Source organism: Hephaestia caeni (genome assembly GCF_003550065.1).
Lineage (GTDB): Bacteria > Pseudomonadota > Alphaproteobacteria > Sphingomonadales > Sphingomonadaceae > Sphingomonas > Sphingomonas caeni_A.
In genome coordinates this window covers 785,556-803,880 of sequence record NZ_QXDC01000003.1, presented here as the reverse complement: position 1 = coordinate 803,880, position 18,325 = coordinate 785,556, and the positions used below count along the sequence as shown (strand labels likewise).

At 63.8% G+C, this 18,325-nt stretch carries 18 protein-coding genes; 12 read left to right on the top strand and 6 right to left on the bottom strand.

Translation table 11 applies throughout. The annotated features are described in order from the left end of the window. Positions 1–36 precede the first annotated feature (36 nt). The 3 genes from DFR49_RS12305 to DFR49_RS12295 are packed head-to-tail and all read left to right on the top strand — an operon-like array spanning position 37 to position 3,474. Positions 37–675 (top strand): cation efflux transmembrane domain-containing protein, encoded by a 639-nt coding sequence (locus tag DFR49_RS12305; protein ID WP_119035941.1) that lies wholly within the window; start codon positions 37–39, stop codon positions 673–675. Then, positions 675–2,639, top strand: coding sequence for a cytochrome c/FTR1 family iron permease (locus DFR49_RS12300; protein ID WP_119035940.1), 1,965 nt, complete (start codon positions 675–677; stop codon positions 2,637–2,639). Before DFR49_RS12305 ends, DFR49_RS12300 begins: the two co-directional genes overlap by 1 nt. A 10-nt stretch (positions 2,640–2,649) precedes the next feature. Further along, on the top strand, positions 2,650–3,474 hold the full coding sequence (locus DFR49_RS12295; protein ID WP_119035939.1) for an undecaprenyl-diphosphate phosphatase: 825 nt from the start codon (positions 2,650–2,652) through the stop codon (positions 3,472–3,474). A 56-nt stretch (positions 3,475–3,530) separates the two neighbouring features. Here DFR49_RS12295 and DFR49_RS12290 read toward each other — a convergent pair whose 3' ends face one another. Beyond that, positions 3,531–3,938 (bottom strand): MerR family transcriptional regulator, encoded by a 408-nt coding sequence (locus DFR49_RS12290; RefSeq protein WP_119035938.1) that lies wholly within the window; start codon positions 3,936–3,938, stop codon positions 3,531–3,533. 76 nt (positions 3,939–4,014) lie between these two features. Here DFR49_RS12290 and DFR49_RS12285 point away from each other — a divergent pair, with 76 nt between their 5' ends. The 8 genes from DFR49_RS12285 to DFR49_RS12250 all read left to right on the top strand — a co-directional run bounded on the left by DFR49_RS12285 (position 4,015) and on the right by DFR49_RS12250 (position 13,150). Continuing rightward, positions 4,015–4,680 carry a cation efflux transmembrane domain-containing protein gene (locus DFR49_RS12285; RefSeq protein ID WP_119035937.1) on the top strand — a complete coding sequence of 222 codons (666 nt, stop codon included), beginning with the start codon at positions 4,015–4,017 and terminating at the stop codon, positions 4,678–4,680. 11 nt (positions 4,681–4,691) lie between these two features. Further along, positions 4,692–5,027 (top strand): hypothetical protein, encoded by a 336-nt coding sequence (locus DFR49_RS12280; RefSeq protein ID WP_147373685.1) that lies wholly within the window; start codon positions 4,692–4,694, stop codon positions 5,025–5,027. A gap of 71 nt (positions 5,028–5,098) precedes the next feature. Then, positions 5,099–6,361 carry a TolC family protein gene (locus DFR49_RS12275; RefSeq protein ID WP_119035935.1) on the top strand — a complete coding sequence of 421 codons (1,263 nt, stop codon included), beginning with the start codon at positions 5,099–5,101 and terminating at the stop codon, positions 6,359–6,361. Between the two features lie 88 nt (positions 6,362–6,449). After that, positions 6,450–7,616: an efflux RND transporter periplasmic adaptor subunit gene (locus DFR49_RS12270; RefSeq protein WP_119035934.1), complete on the top strand. Its 1,167-nt coding sequence runs from the start codon at positions 6,450–6,452 to the stop codon at positions 7,614–7,616. Positions 7,617–7,619: 3 nt separating this feature from the next. Beyond that, complete coding sequence (locus tag DFR49_RS12265; RefSeq protein WP_147373684.1) at positions 7,620–10,862, top strand: efflux RND transporter permease subunit; 3,243 nt, start codon at positions 7,620–7,622, stop codon at positions 10,860–10,862. Positions 10,863–10,872: 10 nt separating this feature from the next. Beyond that, positions 10,873–11,208, top strand: a complete 336-nt coding sequence (locus DFR49_RS12260) for a DUF190 domain-containing protein (protein ID WP_119036404.1) — start codon at positions 10,873–10,875, stop codon at positions 11,206–11,208. After that, positions 11,205–12,167, top strand: coding sequence for a cation diffusion facilitator family transporter (locus DFR49_RS12255; RefSeq protein ID WP_119035932.1), 963 nt, complete (start codon positions 11,205–11,207; stop codon positions 12,165–12,167). The genes DFR49_RS12260 and DFR49_RS12255 overlap by 4 nt, the downstream gene beginning before the upstream one ends. A gap of 296 nt (positions 12,168–12,463) precedes the next feature. After that, positions 12,464–13,150: a ZIP family metal transporter gene (locus DFR49_RS12250; RefSeq protein WP_119036403.1), complete on the top strand. Its 687-nt coding sequence runs from the start codon at positions 12,464–12,466 to the stop codon at positions 13,148–13,150. A gap of 87 nt (positions 13,151–13,237) precedes the next feature. Here the strand turns inward: DFR49_RS12250 and DFR49_RS12245 are convergent, their stop codons facing one another. The 4 genes from DFR49_RS12245 to DFR49_RS12230 form a co-directional block, all read right to left on the bottom strand. After that, positions 13,238–13,504: a TFIIB-type zinc ribbon-containing protein gene (locus tag DFR49_RS12245; RefSeq protein WP_211325870.1), complete on the bottom strand. Its 267-nt coding sequence runs from the start codon at positions 13,502–13,504 to the stop codon at positions 13,238–13,240. A gap of 2 nt (positions 13,505–13,506) precedes the next feature. Then, the gene (locus DFR49_RS12240) at positions 13,507–14,223 is read right to left on the bottom strand and encodes a Bax inhibitor-1/YccA family protein (protein ID WP_245968408.1); all 717 of its coding nucleotides are present in this window, start codon (positions 14,221–14,223) and stop codon (positions 13,507–13,509) included. A 2-nt stretch (positions 14,224–14,225) separates the two neighbouring features. Continuing rightward, complete coding sequence (locus tag DFR49_RS12235) at positions 14,226–14,399, bottom strand: DUF465 domain-containing protein (RefSeq protein WP_119035931.1); 174 nt, start codon at positions 14,397–14,399, stop codon at positions 14,226–14,228. 265 nt (positions 14,400–14,664) lie between these two features. Then, positions 14,665–16,056: a tyrosine-type recombinase/integrase gene (locus DFR49_RS12230; protein WP_119035930.1), complete on the bottom strand. Its 1,392-nt coding sequence runs from the start codon at positions 16,054–16,056 to the stop codon at positions 14,665–14,667. Positions 16,057–16,373: 317 nt separating this feature from the next. Here DFR49_RS12230 and DFR49_RS12225 point away from each other — a divergent pair, with 317 nt between their 5' ends. Next, positions 16,374–17,162, top strand: a complete 789-nt coding sequence (locus tag DFR49_RS12225) for a DUF72 domain-containing protein (protein WP_119035929.1) — start codon at positions 16,374–16,376, stop codon at positions 17,160–17,162. A gap of 230 nt (positions 17,163–17,392) precedes the next feature. Here DFR49_RS12225 and aguB read toward each other — a convergent pair whose 3' ends face one another. Next, the gene (gene aguB, locus DFR49_RS12220; RefSeq protein ID WP_119035928.1) at positions 17,393–18,241 is read right to left on the bottom strand and encodes an N-carbamoylputrescine amidase; all 849 of its coding nucleotides are present in this window, start codon (positions 18,239–18,241) and stop codon (positions 17,393–17,395) included. Positions 18,242–18,325: the final 84 nt, after the last annotated feature.

Genomic DNA, 18,325 nt, shown 5'->3' with positions numbered 1-18,325 from the left:
GAATCTATAGTGACTGGAGATTGTAGGGGAAGCGTCATGACCGAATCCTCCTGCGGTTGCCACGGCGATACGACTCGCGCCGAACGCGATCCCGCGTATCGGCGGGCGCTGCTCACCGTCGTCATCCTCAACCTCGGGTTCGGCGCGATCGAACTCGCCGGCGGGTTCGCCGCAGCCAGTCAGGCGCTCAAGGCCGATTCGCTCGATTTCCTGGGGGACGGCTCGATCAGCCTTCTCGGACTGCTCGCCTTGACCTGGACGACGCGCGCGAGGGCGCAGGTCGCCCTCACCCAGGGAGTCTTTCTCGGCCTCCTCGGCCTCGGCGTGATCGGCTTCTCGATCTGGCGGGCCTTTCATGCCGTTCCGCCCGAAGCGGCGTTGATGGGCGGCATCGGCATCGTCGCCCTGGCGGTCAACGTCGTCTCCGCGCTGCTGCTCGCACGCTTTCGTGAGGGCGATGCCAATGTCCGCGCCATCTGGCTGTTCAGTCGCAACGATGCGATCGCCAATATCGCCGTGATCCTGGCCGCCGGAGTCATCGTGTGGACCGGAAGCGCCTGGCCCGACCTCGTCGTCGCCGCTGCGATCGCCGGCCTGTTCCTTCACTCGTCCTACGAGATCGTTCGCGGCGCGCTCGCCGAACTCTCGCCCCCTACCTTGAGGAAGGCGTCCTGATGTCGTTTCCCGCCACTGCCCATCGGCAGTGCTTGCTTGCGTTCTTTTTCGCGGCGTTGGCGCTCGTGCTGGCCCCGACAAGTGCCCGGGCCGCTGCGAACCCCAACGAGGTACAGACCGCGTGGCGGCTGCTCGACTATATCGCCGTCGACTATGACGGTGCGGTTTCGGACGGCCGCATCACCAGCCCTTCGGAATATGCCGAGATGACCGAGTTCTCGGCGTCCGCTGCTGCGAAGATCGCGGCGCTTCCCGCAAATCCCCAGCGTCAGGAGCTTGTGGACGGTGTAGCGCGGCTACAACGACTGATCGCCGACAAGGCGCCGAAGCAGGACGTTGCCCAGGCAGGACATGGTCTAGCCGCCGCATTGCTTGCCGCCTATCCGGTTCCGCTCGCCCCGGCCAATGCGCCGTCGTTCGCGCGCGGCAAGGCGCTTTACGCGCAAAACTGCGCCGCCTGCCACGGTATCGCTGGCGATGGTCACGGCCCTAATGCCGCGAGTCTCTCGACACCGCCGATCGCCTTCACCGATCGGGCGCGGGCGGAGCAGCGCAGCATCTTCGCGCTCTATCAGGTTATTACCCAAGGTATCGACGGCACCGCGATGCCGAGCTGGGATTCGCTTCCCAGCCAGGATCGCTGGGCGCTCGCTTTCTATGCGGGGCATTTCGCCTTCACCGATCAGCAGGTGAGCGAGGGCAAGCATCTTTGGGCGAGCGGCCCTTCGCTCCATAAGCTCGTACCGGACCTCAAGACGCTGGCCGGATTGCGGCCGGCGACGCTCGCCAAAACGATCGGACAAGACAAGGCTGACGCAGTGTTCGCCTATCTCCGTCGACATCCGGATGCCGTCGTTCAGCAGCCTTCGGGCTCGCTCGATCTGGTACGGACTCGCCTCGCCGATAGCCTTGCGGCCTATCGTGCCGGACAGCGCAAGCAAGCGCAGGATCTTGCGCTCTCCGCGTATCTGGACGGTTTCGAGCCGATCGAGCCGACGCTCGGCGCTCGCGATGCGACGTTGATGACCCGGATCGAGAGTGAGATGGGCCAGTATCGGGCGGCAATTGGGCGGGACGTTTCCGCGGATGACGCAACCCGCCGCGTTCAGATCCTCAACGGCCTGTTCGATGATGCGGAGGCGGCGCTCGCATCCAACAGCGGAAGCGAGCTCACCACCTTTGTCGGTGCCGCCACGATCCTGCTGCGCGAGGGGTTGGAGGCGCTGCTGATCGTCGTCGCAATGATCGCTTTCCTGCGCAAGGCGGAGCGAGTCGAGGTGCTGCCCTACGTTCACGGCGGGTGGATCAGCGCACTCACGGCGGGCGTCGCAACTTGGGCGGTGGCGACCTATGCGATCGGAATTAGCGGCGCAAGCCGCGAACTGACCGAGGGTTTTGGCTCGATCTTCGCTGCCGTCGTCCTGCTGTCGGTCGGAATCTGGATGCACGGCAAAGCGCAGGCGGATCAGTGGCAACGCTATATCCGCGACAAGATGACCAAGGCGCTGACCGGGCGATCGGCCTGGCTCCTGTTCGGGCTCGCCTTCATCGTCGTCTATCGCGAGGTGTTCGAGACGATCCTCTTCTATGCGGCGCTGTGGACGCAGGGGAATGGCGGCGCAATGCTTGCCGGCGCAGGGGTGGCGGTTGCAGCGCTGGCGATCATCGCCTGGGCGATGTTGCGCTACAGCCGAGATCTTCCGATCGCCAAATTCTTCAACTACAGCGCGTGGTTGATGGCGGTGCTCACCGTGGTGCTCGCCGGCAAGGGCGTCGCGGCACTGCAAGAAGCAGGAATTATCAACATCGCACCGCTCGTGGCAGCGCCCCGCGTCTCGCTGCTGGGCATCTTCCCCACCGTACAATCGCTCGCGGCCCAAGCCGCAATGCTGATTGCAATCGCTCTCGGCTTCTCGTTCAACCGACGCAAGGCGACCAGCCAAACGTCGGACGCCACGCGGTAGCAGACACCGAATGGACTTCTTCCAGGCGGGCCTTCTGGCGCTCGTCCAAGGCATCACCGAGCTCTTTCCGATCTCCAGTCTCGGACATGCGGTCATCCTCCCCGCTCTGCTGGGCTGGAGTATTGATCAGTCATCTCCAGGTTTTCTGCCTTTTCTCGTCGTGATGCATCTCGGGACAGCGGTCGCGTTACTACTTTACTTTGCGCGCGACTGGTGGAGCTTCGGCCAAGCCATCTTGGTGAAGTCGTCGCCGAACGCCCGCGCAGAGCGAGCGATCTTCGGCAAGGTCATGATCGCTACCGTCCCGGCCGCCGTGCTGGGGGCGCTATTCGAACACGCCCTGCGCGCCGGCTTCGCCGCTCCGCGAACCGCAGCGGCAATTCTGGTCCTGAACGGTCTCCTGCTATTCGCCGCCGATCGGCGCAAGCCGATCGTCTCGCGCGACCTGGCTGCCTTGCGCTGGCATCACGCACTCGCGATCGGTTTCTGCCAATGCCTGGCATTGATCCCCGGTTTCTCGCGCTCGGGAATGACGATGGCAGGCGGCTATCTCGTCGGCCTGAACCACGAGGACGCCGCTCGCTTTTCCTTCCTCACCGCGACCCCGATCATCGTCGGCGCCGCCGTGCTCGAAGTTCCAAAGCTTCTCAAGCAAGGCGGACACTTCAGTAGCGTCGCGCTGTTCGCCGGGGTTGTCGCAGGGATCTGCGCATGGATAAGTGCGTCGGTGCTGATGCGATGGTTTCGCCAACACGAGCCCGAGGCATTCCGGCCTTTTGCCTTCTATTGCATGGCGGCTGGCTCGATTGCGCTGGTCCTGCTCCTCGCGAGATAATCGGAAGGCGATACATTGCACCACTGACGCCCCTGCTTGATTGCGCCGGGTCGGCCTCAATCGAACCATTGACCGGCAGGAGAAAGGGCTTCGACGATGCGGCAATCGGCGAGCGCACCGCCATCGCACGACTTCAGCAAACGGGCGAGCTCGTCGCGAAGGCGGCCGAGATCCGCGATCCGGCGGTCGATCGCGTCGAGGTGCTCCTTGGCCAGCGCATCGACATGCCGACAGTCGCGTCCGCCATTTTCGGAAAGGTCGAGCAAGCCGCGTACCTGATCGAGCGAGAAACCCAACTCACGCGCGCGCCGGATGAAGCACAGCCGCGCGAGGTCGCGCTGCCCGTAGCTGCGATAATTGGAGCGGCTTCGCGGCGGTGCGGCGATCAGCCCTTCGCGTTCGTACCACCGCACCGTCTCGACGCTGGTCCCAGCCGCCTTGGCCAGTTTTCCAATGGTCAACATTGTCGCAATCCGTCTTGACCCTGTAGTCGCTACAGGGTGCATATAGGGCTCTCACGAAAGTCGTGCGAGAAACCAGTTGGTCTGTACAAGCTGCGCTTCCGAGAATGCCGACGGCAAGGTCGACGCGCTGTGGCGCCGTGTCCTGTGGATCGCGCTCGCCATCAACGCCGCCATGTTCGCCGGCGAGATCATCGCCGGGCTCGTTTCGGACTCGCGTTCGCTTCAAGCCGATGCGCTGGATTTTCTCGGTGATGCCGCCAATTACGCGATTAGCCTCATGGTCGCGGGCGCGGCCTTGCGGTGGCGCGCCAGCGCCGCGATGGTGAAGGGCGGCACGATCCTCGCCTTCGGCCTATATATAGCCGTAACCACGGTCTTGGCCGCCTTTGGCAGTACGTCGCCCCACGCCGGCACGATGGGAATTGTCGGTGCGATCGCGCTGGTCGCAAACGGTGTCGTCGCATTCATGCTGTACCGTTACCGCGAGGGCGACGCCAACCGGCGATCGGTGTGGATCTGCTCGCGCAACGACGCCATCGGCAACGCTGCGGTGCTGCTTGCCGCGCTCGGCGTGTTCGGGACCGGCACCGCATGGCCCGACATACTGGTTGCGGCAATCATGGCGAGTCTCGGTATCTGGGGCGGGATTCAAATCCTGCTCCACGCCCGTGCCGACCTCAACAGCGCTCGATCGAGGCAATCGCTTACCGAACCGGGTTACAACCCCGGCGGCATTTGCTAAAGGCGCCGACGATGCGAAGGCTGTTGGCCCTTCTTCTTTGTCTTGGCTTGGCGATCTCGATCGGAACGGGATCGCTGGCGCATGCCGCCGAACCGATCGGCTGTCTCGATGCCACCGAGGCTTCGTTGCTTGGTCACATATCGGGCGATTCGGATCAGGTTCCGGCCGATTCCGAGAAGGGCTATCCGCATCATCACAGCGGCTGCCAAGGCCATTTTGTTGGCGTGCCCGTGACGAACGATTCGCCATTGCCCGGCCAGACACTCGTCGCCGTGATCTTCTCGTCCCGTTCGGCCGCCCTGCACGCCGTCTCATCAGAATCGCTACGGCGACCTCCCAGAGCCTGACGCTTCCGAACTGATCCGCACCCGCCTGACCGGCGATGCGGGCTTCTTGGTATCGTCAGGAGTATTTTTTCATGCACCGTGTCATCGCGGCCCTTGCGGCCGTGGCGTCCTGCGCGTCGATCGCGCAGGCGCAGACGGCCTCGCTGCCGGCTGCGGCAGAAGCGCCCTTTACGCTCGAACGCGCGCTGAGCCTTGCCGCCGGCTCGTCCCCTTCGGTCGAAGCGGCCTCCGCCGGCGTCCGAGCCGCCAGCGCAGGGCGCGCCGTCGCCGGCCTGCGCCCCAATCCCTCGCTCGTCGTCGAGAGCGAGAACATCGTCGGCACCGGCGATTATCGCGGCGTGCGCAGCGCTGAAACCACCGCCAGCGTGCAACTTCCAATCGAGCTCGGCGGCAAGCGCTCTGCGCGAATCGCGGTCGCCAATTCGCAGAGCGCCCGCGCCGAGATCAATGCAGCAATCGCGGCGGCCGATCTGAGGCTGAGGGTCACCCAAGCCTATATCGAAGCGGCTGCGGCGGAACAGCGGCTGGCGATCGCACGCGATCAGACACGTCTCGCCGAGAACGCCTTCAAGGCGGCGCAAACGCGCGTGAAGGCCGGCGCCGGCGCACCGATCGATCAACAACGCGCAGATGTCCTCCGGGTCAACACCGGCGTCGCCGAACAGAAGGCGGTACGCGACGCCGAGGTGGCGCGCGCCAACCTGATCCGCCTCGTCGGACAACCGGTCGCGGGGCCGCTCGACCTCGCCTGGTTCACCAACGTCCAGCACCTCACTTATGGTCCGCAGCCGCCGACAGCAGCTGAGGGCACGCTCGCGTTCGTGGCGGCGCGAACCGACGTAAACACGGCTTCGGCGCGGGTCCGGCTCGCACGCTCGCAACGCATTCCCGATGTGACGATCAGCGCCGGCGCGCGTCGGCTTGCTGCGACCAACGATACAGCGGCCGTCGTCGGCCTGTCGGTTCCGCTTCCCTTGTTCAATAACGGCGCGGCCGCAGTGCGGCAGGCGCAGGCCGAACGCGATCAGGCCGACGCTGAACGACGGCTCGCCGCCCTCAATGTCGAGCAGGATATTGCATCGGCCGAAGCCGATCTAACCAATGCGCGAGAGGCTGCTCGCGCGACCGGTGGACCGGTTCTTAACGCCGCGATGGAAGCCGCTCGCATCGCGCGCATCGGCTACGCTCAAGGCAAGTTCAGCCAGCTCGACTTGCTACAGGCCGAGCAGACGCTGGCGGATACACGCGCCGCCTACGCCAATGCGCTGGTCGATTATCACCAGGCGGAAGCGCGCCTTGCGCGTCTGACGGCGCCCGCACCGGGTGCTCGCTGATTATGGCGCTCACCTTTCCCCCGATCGCGCCCAGCGCCGAGTCGCTCGCCGACCCGTGCCCGCGTCTTACCCTTTCCGGAGACCTCTCATGATGACCCAGGACAAGCGCCTGACAGGCGGCATCGCCGCAGCCGTGCTGGCTGCAGCGATCGGCGGCTTCTCCGTCGCCAAATGCACGACATCCTCTCCTCCGACAGAAACGACAAAAAGCACCTCAAGCGAGGAGAAAGCAGCGGCGCCCGCCGACAGCATCGCGATGACGCCCGAGGCGATCACGAACGCGGCCATTCTGACCGAGACGGTCCAGCCCGGCGGCCTCGGTGCGGAGATCGTGTCGCAAGCGACCGTCACCGCCGCGCCGATGGGCGAGGCCGTCGTGACCGCGCGCGTCGGCGGCGCGGTCACCCGCATCTTCAAGCGTCTGGGCGATCCGGTCAGTGCCGGCGAGGCGCTTGCCGTTGTGACCAGCCGGGACGCCGCACAGATCGTCGCGGATCGCACCGCAGCGGCGGCAAAGGCCACGCTCGCCCGCAAGAATTTGGCGCGCGAACGCTATCTCTATGATGAGAAGGTGTCGGCGCGGGTCGACTATGAGCAGGCCCAGGCCGAAGCGGCTGCCGCAACAGCCGAAGCGCGCCGAGCACAGGTCGCGGCTGGCGCCGCGAACGTCACGCGCGACGGCACCGGTGTGATTGTCGCGAGTCCGATTTCAGGCCGCGTGACTGCGGAGAACGTCAGCCTTGGCGCGTTCGTTCAGCCGGAAACCGAGTTGTTCCGGGTCGCCGATCCCAACCAGATTCAGATTGAGGCGGCGATCTTGCCGAGCGACGCCGCGCGTCTCCGCTCAGGCGATCGCGCGATTGTCGAACTGCCGACCGGCGGCACCGTCGACGCAAAGGTACGTTCGGTCACGCCGACGCTCAACGGCGAAACCCGCCAGGCGACAGCCGTACTCGACGTGCGCAGCCCTGCGCTCCAGCCTGGCCTCGCGGTGCGCGTCCGGCTTCTCCCCAGCAACGGGAAGCAGAGCAGTGCCATCGTCGTGCCCGACGAGGCGGTGCAGACCGTCGACGGCAAGGATGCGGTGTTCGTCCGCACTGGAGACGGCTTCAAGGCCCAATTCGTGACGATCGGCCAGCGCAGCGCCGGTCGGGTCGAGATCACCGAAGGCCTCGCCGCGGGCCGGACCATCGCAACCAAGAACGCCTTCCTGCTCAAAGCCGAGCTCGGCAAGGGCGCGGGCGAGGAGGAATAAGCGATGATTGCAACACTCATGGCCCTCGCGGTTCGCGCGCGGTGGGCAATCCTCCTTCTGTTCCTGGTCATTGCCGGTTTCGGGCTGTGGCAGCTCACCAAGCTGCCGATCGACGCCGTTCCCGACATCACCAACAAGCAGGTCCAGATCAACACGGTCGACAAGGGACTCTCGCCCGTCGAGATGGAGAAGCTGGTCACCTATCCGATCGAGACCGCGCTTGCGGGCATCCCCGGTCTTGAGACGACCCGGTCGTTGTCGCGCAACGGCTTCAGCCAGGTCACCACGATCTTTTCCGACAGCACTGATCTCTACTTCGCCCGCCAACAGGTCGGCGAACGGCTGACCGCTGCGCGCGACACACTGCCTGGCGACGCCCAACCGCAGATCGGGCCAGTGACGACCGGTCTCGGCGAAATTCTGATGTACACGGTCGGCTATACCAATCCTGGCGGCAAAGGCGCAAAAATCGTCGACGGCCGGCCTGGTTGGCAGTCGGACGGCAGCTTCCTGACGGCGGAGGGCGAACGCCTCGTCGGCGAGGTGGCCCAGGCGGGCTATCTACGCACTGTGCAGGACTGGATCATTAGGCCGCAGCTCCGCAACGTACCCGGCATCGCCGGGGTCGATTCGATCGGCGGCTATGAAAAGACCTTCGTGGTCGAGCCAGATCCGGTGAAACTCTCGAGTTACGGCATTTCCTATGCCGAGCTCGGTCAGGCGCTCGAAGCGGCAAACCTCGCGGTCGGCGCCAACTATTTCGATCGCGGTGGCGATGCCTATCTCGTTCGCGCCGATGCTCGCATTCGTTCGATTGACGAAATCCGCAACGCGGTGGTGGCGACGCGTGGCGGCATTCCAGTGACGGTCGGATCGGTTGCCAACGTCAAGGTCGGCGGTGACCTGCGCACAGGAGCGGGCAGTCTGAACGGCGGCGAAGCCGTTATCGGCACGGCATTGATGCTGATCGGCCAGAACAGCCGTGTCGTCGCCCAGGCGGCTGGCGACAAGCTCCAGCAGGTCGCCAAAACCTTGCCGCCGGGCGTCGAGGTACAAGTGGTGCTCGACCGCGCCAAGCTCGTCGGCGCGACCGTCGAGACGGTCGAGAAGAATCTGACCGAAGGCGCCATCCTTGTTGCCGCGGCGCTCTTCCTCCTGCTCGGCAACTGGCGCGCGGCGATCATTGCCGTGCTGGTCATTCCCTTCTCGTTCCTGATGATGGCGACGGGCATGAATATTTTCGGCGTGCCCGGCAATCTGATGAGCCTCGGCGCGCTCGACTTCGGCCTGATCGTCGACGGTGCGGTGATTATCATCGAGAACTGTCTGGCACGGCTGGCACATCGGCAGAAACATGAGGGCCGGCTGCTCGCGCTCCGGGAACGGCTGGAAGAAACCATGCGAGCCTCCCAGGAAATGATCCGGCCGACCGTGTTCGGCCAAGCGATCATCCTGCTCGCTTTCGCGCCGCTCCTCACTTTCACCGGGGTTGAGGGCAAGACCTTCTCGCCGATGGCGATCACCATCATGCTGGCGTTGGTCTCCGCCTTCGTGCTGGCGATCACCCTGGTGCCCGCACTTGTCGCCATCCTCATCCGCGGCAAGGTCTCCGAAAAGGAGGTGTGGCTGATCGCCAAGGCCAAGGATCGATATCTGCCGTTCCTCGACAAGGCGGTGGCGCGGCCCTGGCCGTTCATCGTCGGCGGCTTCGCCTTCTTCCTCGCTTGCGCCCCGGTCTTTGGGCTGCTCGGGCGCGAATTCATCCCGCAGCTCGACGAGAGGAATATCGCGCTGGCGTCGAGCCGCGTGCCGTCGACCTCGCTCGAACAGTCGTTGCGGATGCAGCGCGGCGTCGAAAAGGCGGTGACCCGCTTGCCTGAGGTGCAGCTAATGTTCTCCAAAACGGGTACTGCCGAGGTCGCGACCGACCCGATGCCGCCCAATTTCTCCGATGGTTTCGTCATTCTCAAGCCGCAGGACCAATGGCCCAAGGGCGAGACCAAGGCCGAGCTTCTTGACAAGATCGAGAAGACCGCCGGCGGCCAGCTCGGCAATCTGTTCGAGGTCAGCCAGCCGATCCAGCTTCGCTTCAACGAACTGATCGCTGGCGCTCGCGGTGATGTCGCGATCAAGCTCTACGGCGATGATCTCGAGAAGATGGCCGCCTCGGCCGACGAGATCGTCCGCGTGCTACAAGGCATTCCAGGGGCATCGAGTGTCAAAGCCGACCAGACCGGCGGCGCGCCGACGCTTGATGTTCGTTTCGATCGGGCAGCGATCGCGCGATACGGGCTCACCGTACAAGAGGTGGCCGATACCGTCGCGGCTGCGATGGGCGGCCGGGAATCGGGCCTGCTCTTCCAAGGCGACCGACGCTTCGACATCACCGTGCGCGTGCCGAACGAGACTCGCGTTGACCTCGATGCGGTCAAGGCGCTTCCCGTCATGCTCCCCGCGGTCGAGGGTCGGCAGCGCCAGTCAGTGCCGTTGTCTGCGGTCGCTGAGTTCCGCTTCACCGACGGCTTGAACCAGATCAGCCGGGAAAATGGCAAGCGGCGCGTGGTCGTCCAGGCGAACGTGAGTGGCCGCGATGTCGGCTCGTTCGTCGAGGAAGCTCGGGCCAAGGTCGACAAGATCGAGCTTCCCGCGGGCTATTATCTGGAATGGGGCGGACAATTCCAGAGCCTCCAAGCCGCCTCCAAGCGACTGTCGATCGTCGTGCCTTTGTGCTTCCTCGGCATTTTCGGACTGCTGTTCATGGCACTTGGAAGTTTCGGCCGCGCCGTATCGGTTTTCCTCGCGGTGCCGCTCGGGCTTGCCGGTGGTGTCTATACGCTCGCTTTGACGGGGATCGCCTTCTCCGTCTCGGCGGCGGTGGGCTTCATCTGCTTGGCCGGTGTCGCCGTGTTGAACGGCCTCGTCGTCATGAGCGCGATCAGAGAACGGATCGAGGCCGGCGCCGAATTGGGCGCGGCGATCGTCGAGGGCTGCCGCGAGAAGATGCGTGCAGTGGTGATGACCGGGTTCGTGCCGGCGATCGGCTTTATTCCGATGGCGCTGGCGCATGGAACCGGCGCCGAAGTCCAAAAACCACTCGCGACGACTGTGATCGGCGGCCTCGTCGCGGCCACCATTCTCACGCTGCTTGTGCTGCCAGCAATCGCCAAGGTCGTGCTCGGCGCAGGCCAGCGCGTCGCCAGACGCAGCCGCGAGGAAAGCCCCAAGCAATCGCCCACAGAGGCATGAGGAGGGAATGATGACGAACGACACCAAGCTGCTCCGCATCTACACCGACGAGGCGGCCTATTTCGGCGACCGCAAGGTGTTCGAGGTCGTCGCGTCACGTGCGCGCGACGCGAAGCTCAGCGGCGCCACCGTGCTGGAGGCGTTGCTGGGCTTCGGTCCGTCCGCGCATGTCCACCGAAGGCATGTTCTCGAGAGCGATCGGGCGGTGGTGGTCGAGATCATCGATCTTGAAGCACCGCTGCGCGCATTCGTAGCCTCGCTCGGCGACATCCCAGGTATCGGTTTGATGACCCTGGAAGCGGTCGAAATCGTCGGCGGCTCGCGGAAGGGAGTATCGGCGGCATGATCGCGAGCGACAATACGCACGACCACGCCGGGCACGATCACCAACATGGGCATGGGCACGGTGGGCATGGCCACAGCCATGCGCCGTCGAGTTTCGGCCGCGCCTTCGCCATCGGAACGGCACTCAATCTCACCTTCGTGGTGGTGGAAGCGGCCTATGGTTTGATCGCCGGATCGATGGCGCTGCTGGCTGATGCCGGTCACAACCTCTCCGATGTGCTCGGGCTTCTGATCGCCTGGAGCGCGATGGCGCTTGCTAGGCGCAAGCCGTCAGGACGCTACACCTACGGCCTCAGGAGTTCGTCGATCCTGGCGGCGCTGTTCAACGCGGTGCTGCTGCTCGTCGCGATCTCGGTGATCGCGATCGAGGCGATTAGCTGGTTTGCCGACCCCGAACCTGTCGCCGGCACGACCGTCATGATCGTCGCCGGCGTCGGCATCGTCATCAACACCGCAACGGCATTGCTGTTCATGCGCGGACGCAAAAGCGATCTCAACATCCGTGGCGCGTTCCTGCACATGGCGGCCGATGCGGGTGTGTCTGCCGGTGTCGTCATTGCCGGATTGTTGATCGTGCTAACCGGCCGGACCTGGATCGACCCCGTTACGAGTCTCATCATCGTCGCTGTCGTGGCGGTCGGGACATGGAGTTTGCTGCGCGATTCGGTCAACATGAGTCTTCAGGCCGCCCCTGTCGGCGTCGACCCTGAGCGGATCGAATTCTTCCTGAGCAAGCAGCCCGGCGTTGCTGGCGTCCACGATTTGCATGTCTGGCCCATGAGTACGACCGAAACGGCGCTCACAGCACATCTGCTAATTCCTGCGGGCTATCCCGGCGACGGCTTCTCAGCCGAAATCGTCCGACTGCTCAAAGGTCTGTTCGGCATTGATCATGCGACCCTTCAAATCGAAACCGATGCCGATACGCTTTGCGTTCTCGAGTCCGGCGAGGTGGTATAGCCGTCACCAGGGAATGTAGCGAGATGGAACGCTTCAATAGCAAAAGGCGCTGGACCGAGACGGCGGACGACGAGCTTCGGGAGCGGATCAAGCATCGCCAGACCGTGTCCGCGGTCGCCGCTGGCATGGGGGCGAACCCAAGATGCGATCCGTGGACGGGCCTCACAGCTCAAGCTCACGCTCTTCGACGACACGCCCTTGGCGACCAGGTTACACTGCTTGGATTAAACGGCCGGATGACGAAAGATCGACTTCGTGACCCCTCTTAATGCGTCGGTGTGCGGAAAGATGCGGCAATGAGCGCAATCGGCTACACCGTCATACCCGTTCTCGCCGTGCTTACCGGCGCCGTTGTCGCCGTATGGCGGCGGCCGGGTCCGGCGCTGGTCAGCGCGATCCAACACCTCGCCGCGGGAGTCGTGTTCGCTGCGGCGGCCACCGAAATTCTACCAGACGTCAAGCATCAGGGTTCGGCACTTGCGACGCTGACCGGCGGCGTGGCCGGCATGGTCGCCATGCTCTCGCTCAAGATGTTCGAAGAGCGTGTCGAAGGTCCATTCGCACTGATCGGCGCGGTCGGTGTCGATCTGTTGATCGACGGACTGGTGCTCGGTTTGGCGTTCGTCGCGGGCACCGAGGCTGGCATTCTCCTTACAGTCGCCCTCACATTGGAGGTTCTGTTTCTCGGTGTGACAGTGACCGAGGAGCTTGGCGACACACTCGCGTCGAAAGCGCGCATCGTTGCCCTCACGTTTGGACTCGGCCTTCTACTGCCCCTGGGAACACTGCTTGCGCTGCCCGTCGCCGGCTTCCCGCCGGCAATCATCACCGGCTTCCTGAGCTTCGGATTGATTGCCCTGCTCTATCTCGTCACCGAGGAGCTGCTGGTGGAAGCACACGAGAAGCCCGACACGCCGCTGATCAGCGCAATGTTCTTCATCGGCTTCCTTGGCCTGATGCTGCTCGAGGAGCTGATGGGCTGACAGCAGTGTCCCTAAAGCGAGCGAAGCAGGGATTATCTACCTCAACTCGACCGTGAGGTGGCCGCCGCCGACCGGCGGCCACCCTGTTCAGTCGAAGAGTTCGGAGAGGAACGACTTGCGTTTATGGCGGCGTTTGTCGCGATAATCGTCGCCATGGTCACGCAGGCCCCCGCTGAACGAACTGCTCCCCGGCGGCGCGCTGCGTTCGATGATCTTGTCGAGCTCGCCGCGGTCGAGCCACACGCCGCGGCAGGTGGGGCAGTAATCGATCTCGATGCCTTGCCGGTCGGACATGACCAGCACCGCGCCATCGACCGGGCAGGTCATCGCCTGCATATCTTGTTCGGTGCGCATGCTCACGCCTCCTTGTGCTGGCCGAAGAAGGTCAGCAGCAGTTGGAACAGGTTGACGAAGTTGAGATAGAGCGACAGCGCGCCCATGATCGCGAGCTTATCGGCGTGCTGCGTTCCGGCATAAGCGAGATAGTCGGACTTGGCGCGCTGTGTGTCCCACGCGGTGAGGCCGGTGAAGACCAGCACGCCCGCCAGCGAGACGACGAATTGCAGCGCCGAGGATGCGAGGAACAGGTTGACGAGGCTCGCGATCACGACGCCGATCAGGCCCATGAACAGGAAGGTGCTCCACCGGCTTAGGTCGCGTTTCGTCGTATAGCCCCACAGGCTGACGCCGAGGAACATCGATGCGGCGATGAAGAAGGTCTGCGCGATGCTCGCCCCCGTGAACACCAGGAAGATACTCGCGAGCGATATGCCCATCACCGCTGCGAAGGCGAAGAAGGCGGTTCGCGCCGATGCCGGCGTCATCCGATCAATGCGGAACGAGAAGAAAAATACGAAGGCGAGCGGCGCGAGCATCGCCACCCATTTGAGCGGCGTGCCGAAGATCGGCTGATAGAGCGCCGGGGTGCTCGCGATCAGCATCGCGACCAGTCCGGTGACGATCAGCCCCAGACCCATATTGTTGTAGATGCCCAGCATGTGCCGGCGTAGCCCCGCGTCGAACGCGACGGCGGCGCCGCGGCGTGCCGGCCGGATGGCGGAAAGGTCTGTCATGGTCAGGCCCTCCCCGCGCGAAGCTGGCGGCTGTGCAGCCGGTCCTTGATCGCCAGCCGCAGCTTCTTGAGTCGCAGCAGCCTCATCGTATCGGGAAAGCGCCGTTTGAGTTCGCGCCGAATCTCGTCATCGAGCTTCCGGTGCATGACGGTCAGTCTGTAAGTGAATGCGTTCATAGCCTCTATCCAATCGATGTGATGGATCGGGGTGCTATGATGGGCCGGCATGTCCGAACCTGCATCGAGAACACTCCCGATGCGGTCCGACATCACGGTCGTTCCGAAGAACGGCCGCCAGAGGGGCCCGGTCCGCAAGAGTTAACCTATGGCGCACGTGCCGAGTTTCAAGGGCCGTGGGCTAAGCTATTTTGCCGAGAAATTGAATTTCTAGGAGATCACGCCCGTTGATAGCCGCAGCAACGCAACGACGGCGACGATCCTTTCACGAGGCCAGCGCGTTCATCACGATCCGAAGCCGGTCGGCCTCGGCTCCACCTTGCGAGAGGAGTTCTGCTATCTTTTCCAACAGCGCCTCATCCGCGTCGGCCGCGGGCGCTTCAATATCGTTGCAGATGCCTGCCAAGGCTGCAGCTATACGCTCGGAAACACGATCGGCAGCGCGGCGAGCGGGGCTCTGTTGGACATGCGCGTAAATGGCCGTCGAACGATGATTGACATGACCCAGGATCGCGCCAGTGAACGCCATCGCTTCTCCCGAAGAAATCGCTGTCGATCCTACCGTATGCCGCAATGTGTGTGGCGTCACACCGGGCAGATCCGCTTTCTCGATGACGCGTTTCCACGGCGTCCGATAGCTCTGAAAGAAGCTTTTTCCGGTCTCGGACGGAAACACATAATCCGAATCATCGACCGGTCCTATCGACCTCAAAACAGCCAACGCCGCTGCTCCGAGTGGTCGGACCGATTTACCGGTCTTGCTTTCACCAAGACGGAGGCAACCTTCACTGAAATTGACTTCGCTCCACTTTAAGCTGGCGATTTCGTCGCGCCGACATCCGGTCAGCGCCCATAGACGCATGATATCGAGCGCCTTGCGATTGACGCCTTCGGCCTCAAGTTGTTTGAGCGCCTCACCAAAGCGCATGACTTCGTCCAAGCTCAAATAGCGATCGTTCTGATTGTCGGCTTTGGGCACAGCCGCCTTTTCACAAGGGTTGCGTGTGACGATTTCTCCACGCTGGGCGAAGCTGAAGACAGCAGACAGGTCGCGAAAGACCTTGCGCGCTGCGCCCGCGCCACCACGCACGATGATCCGCTTACGCGGCGCAACCTTTTCGTCTCGTGCGGTTTTACCAGCTTCAACGTCCCGGAAAAACCGCTCCACATCGCCAGTGTTGACCTCGGTGACGCGGCGATGTCCAAGCAGCGGAACGACGTGATGGCGGAGCCGGGCCATCGTATATCGCTTGGTCCGCGGCTTCATCGCCTGTCCTTGGCGTTTGCCGCGCTGAATGTAGCAGCCTTCCTTCTCGTAAAGGTCAATCAATTCCTTGAAACGCATCTCAAGGCGCTTTGCCTTGATCTCGGCGGCGGGATCGGCGCCGATGGCTACGCCGCCAAGAATTTTCTTCGCCTCCTTTCGTGCTTGCTCCGGTGTCAAAGTCCCGTAGCGCCCGATCGTAACCCGTCGTTCGGGCGCGCGGCGCCCCCCGCCTTCCGCGCGGTACTTGGCGATAAATGTTTTCACGCCCGTCGATTCGACGCGCAGTCCGAAGCCCGCCAGCTCGCTGTCCCAGACGTGATAGCGCTTTGCTCGTGGTTTGGAGGCATCTACAACACGTTTGATCAGCGAAATTTCCGCAGTTTTCCGCATCTTTTTGCCCGATTCCAGTTCACCACCCGTTCACCACCGTGAAGGAAAACGAAGAGTATTTCTGGAGTATGGCAGCGCACAGAATATAGATCAAGTAATTGATTTTTATAAGAATAGAGTAGAATCGCGAATGCTGGAGTAGGCATAGTATAACTTTGCCAAGGTTGGGGTCGAGGGTTCGAATCCCTTCGCCCGCTCCAGCCGTCACACGATTTTCAGCGGCTGACTTCGGGTCGATACCGGCCCGGCCGGCCTCGGATGGGTTTGACGGCACGTCGCGGGGTGACGGCGCCGGGCGGCGCGCCTAGTCTTTCGCCATGATCAGGATCGGAATCGGCGGCTGGACCTATGAGCCGTGGCGCGGGAGCTTCTACCCGCAAGGGCTCGTCCAGAAAAAGGAGCTTGAGTTCGCCAGTCGCGCGGTGACGGCGATCGAGATCAACGGCACCTATTACGGCCGGCAAAAGCCCGAGAGTTTCGCCGCCTGGGCCAGGACGGCGCCCGATGGGTTCGTCTTCACCGTCAAGGGATCGCGCTATTGCACCAATCGCCGGGTGCTGGCCGAGGCGGGCGAATCGGTGCAGCGCTTCGTCGATCAGGGCATCGTCGAGCTGGGCGACAAGCTCGGCCCCGTGCTGTGGCAGTTCATGGCGACCAAGAAGTTCGACGCAGCCGACATGCAGGCGTTCATCGATCTGCTGCCGGCCGCGCACGCGGGCGTCGCGCTGCGCCACGCGATCCAGGTGCGCCACGAAAGTTTCGCAGTCCCCGAATTCGTGGCGATGGCGCGCAAGGCGGGGGTGGCGATCGTCTTCGCCCAATCGGATGAGTATCCCGCGATCGCCGACATCACCGCCGATTTCGTCTACGCGCGGCTCGAAAACGCGGTCGAGGCCGAGCCCGCCGGCTATGCGCCCGCCGATCTCGATCGCTGGGCCGCCGCCGCGCGGTGCTGGGCACAAGGCGGCGCGCCCGAAGGGCTGCCCTATGTCGCGCCCGCGCCCCCCGAAAAGCGCCGCCGCGAGACCTTCATCTTCTGCATCAACGGCGCCAAGATCCGCGCCCCCGCCGCCGCGCAGGCACTGATCGCGCGGGTCGCCGGGTAAAGCGACACGAACACGCCATGTTGAACGCGTTGGTAATTCCCCCTTTTCAGGCACGTAATCACTGCACACCTCCTACCTACTTCCCCGGCGAAGGCCGGGGCCCAGTTACGGCCGGCCCGCCGCTGGACCCCGGCCTTCGCCGGGGAGGTGCATGAAGGACGTCTCCGAAGAGGATAAATGCCAAACGAGTTCAGGGTTACGGATGATGGTTCGTGCGCTGCCTCGCCTCCTCACACGTCCTCCACCAGCCGCCCATACAGCTCGGGCCGGCGGTCGCGGAAGAAGCCGAAGGCGGCGCGGTGGAGCTTCACGCGGTCGAGGTCGATCGTCGCGGTGATCACGCCTTCTTGCCGACGATCGAGTTCGGCGAGCACGTCGCCGCGCTCGTCGGTGATGAAGCTGGTGCCGTAGAAGGTCTGGCCGTGCTCGGTGCCGACGCGGTTCGCCGCCACGATCGGCACCACATTCGATACTGCATGTCCCACCATCGCGCGCCGCCACAGCCGTGCGGTATCGAGCCCCTCGTCGTGCGGCTCGCTGCCGATCGCGGTGGGGTAGAACAGCACGTCCGCGCCCATCAGCATCATCGCGCGCGCGGCCTCGGGATACCATTGGTCCCAGCACACGCCCACGCCCAGCGTCGCGCCCGGCCCGTCCCATACCTTGAAGCCGGTATTGCCGGGGCGGAAATAGAATTTCTCCTCATATCCCGGCCCGTCGGGGATGTGGCTCTTGCGATAGACGCCCGCGATCCGGCCGCCCGGCGCGATCATCGCGAGGCTGTTGTAATGATGCGGCCCGTCGGCCTCGAAGAAGCTGGTCGGAATCCAGATGCCGAGATCGTCGGCAAGCCGCTGCATCGCCAGCACCGAGGGGTGCTCGGCGCTCGGCTTCGCGGCCGCGAACAGCCCTTCGTCCTCGACGCGGCAGAAATATTCGCCCTCGAACAATTCGGGCGGCAGCACCACCTGAGCGCCCTTGCCCGCGGCCTCGCGCACCATCTCGCCCACGCGCGCGATGTTGGCGTGCGTATCGGTCGAAAAGGCGAGCTGGAGTGCGGCGACGGTGATCTCGGTCATGCGTCGTTATCTAGTAGGTCGGCGCGCGAATCGAAACCGTCTCGTCATGCCGGATTGCCTGCCCCTGCGCAGGCAGGGGTTCGG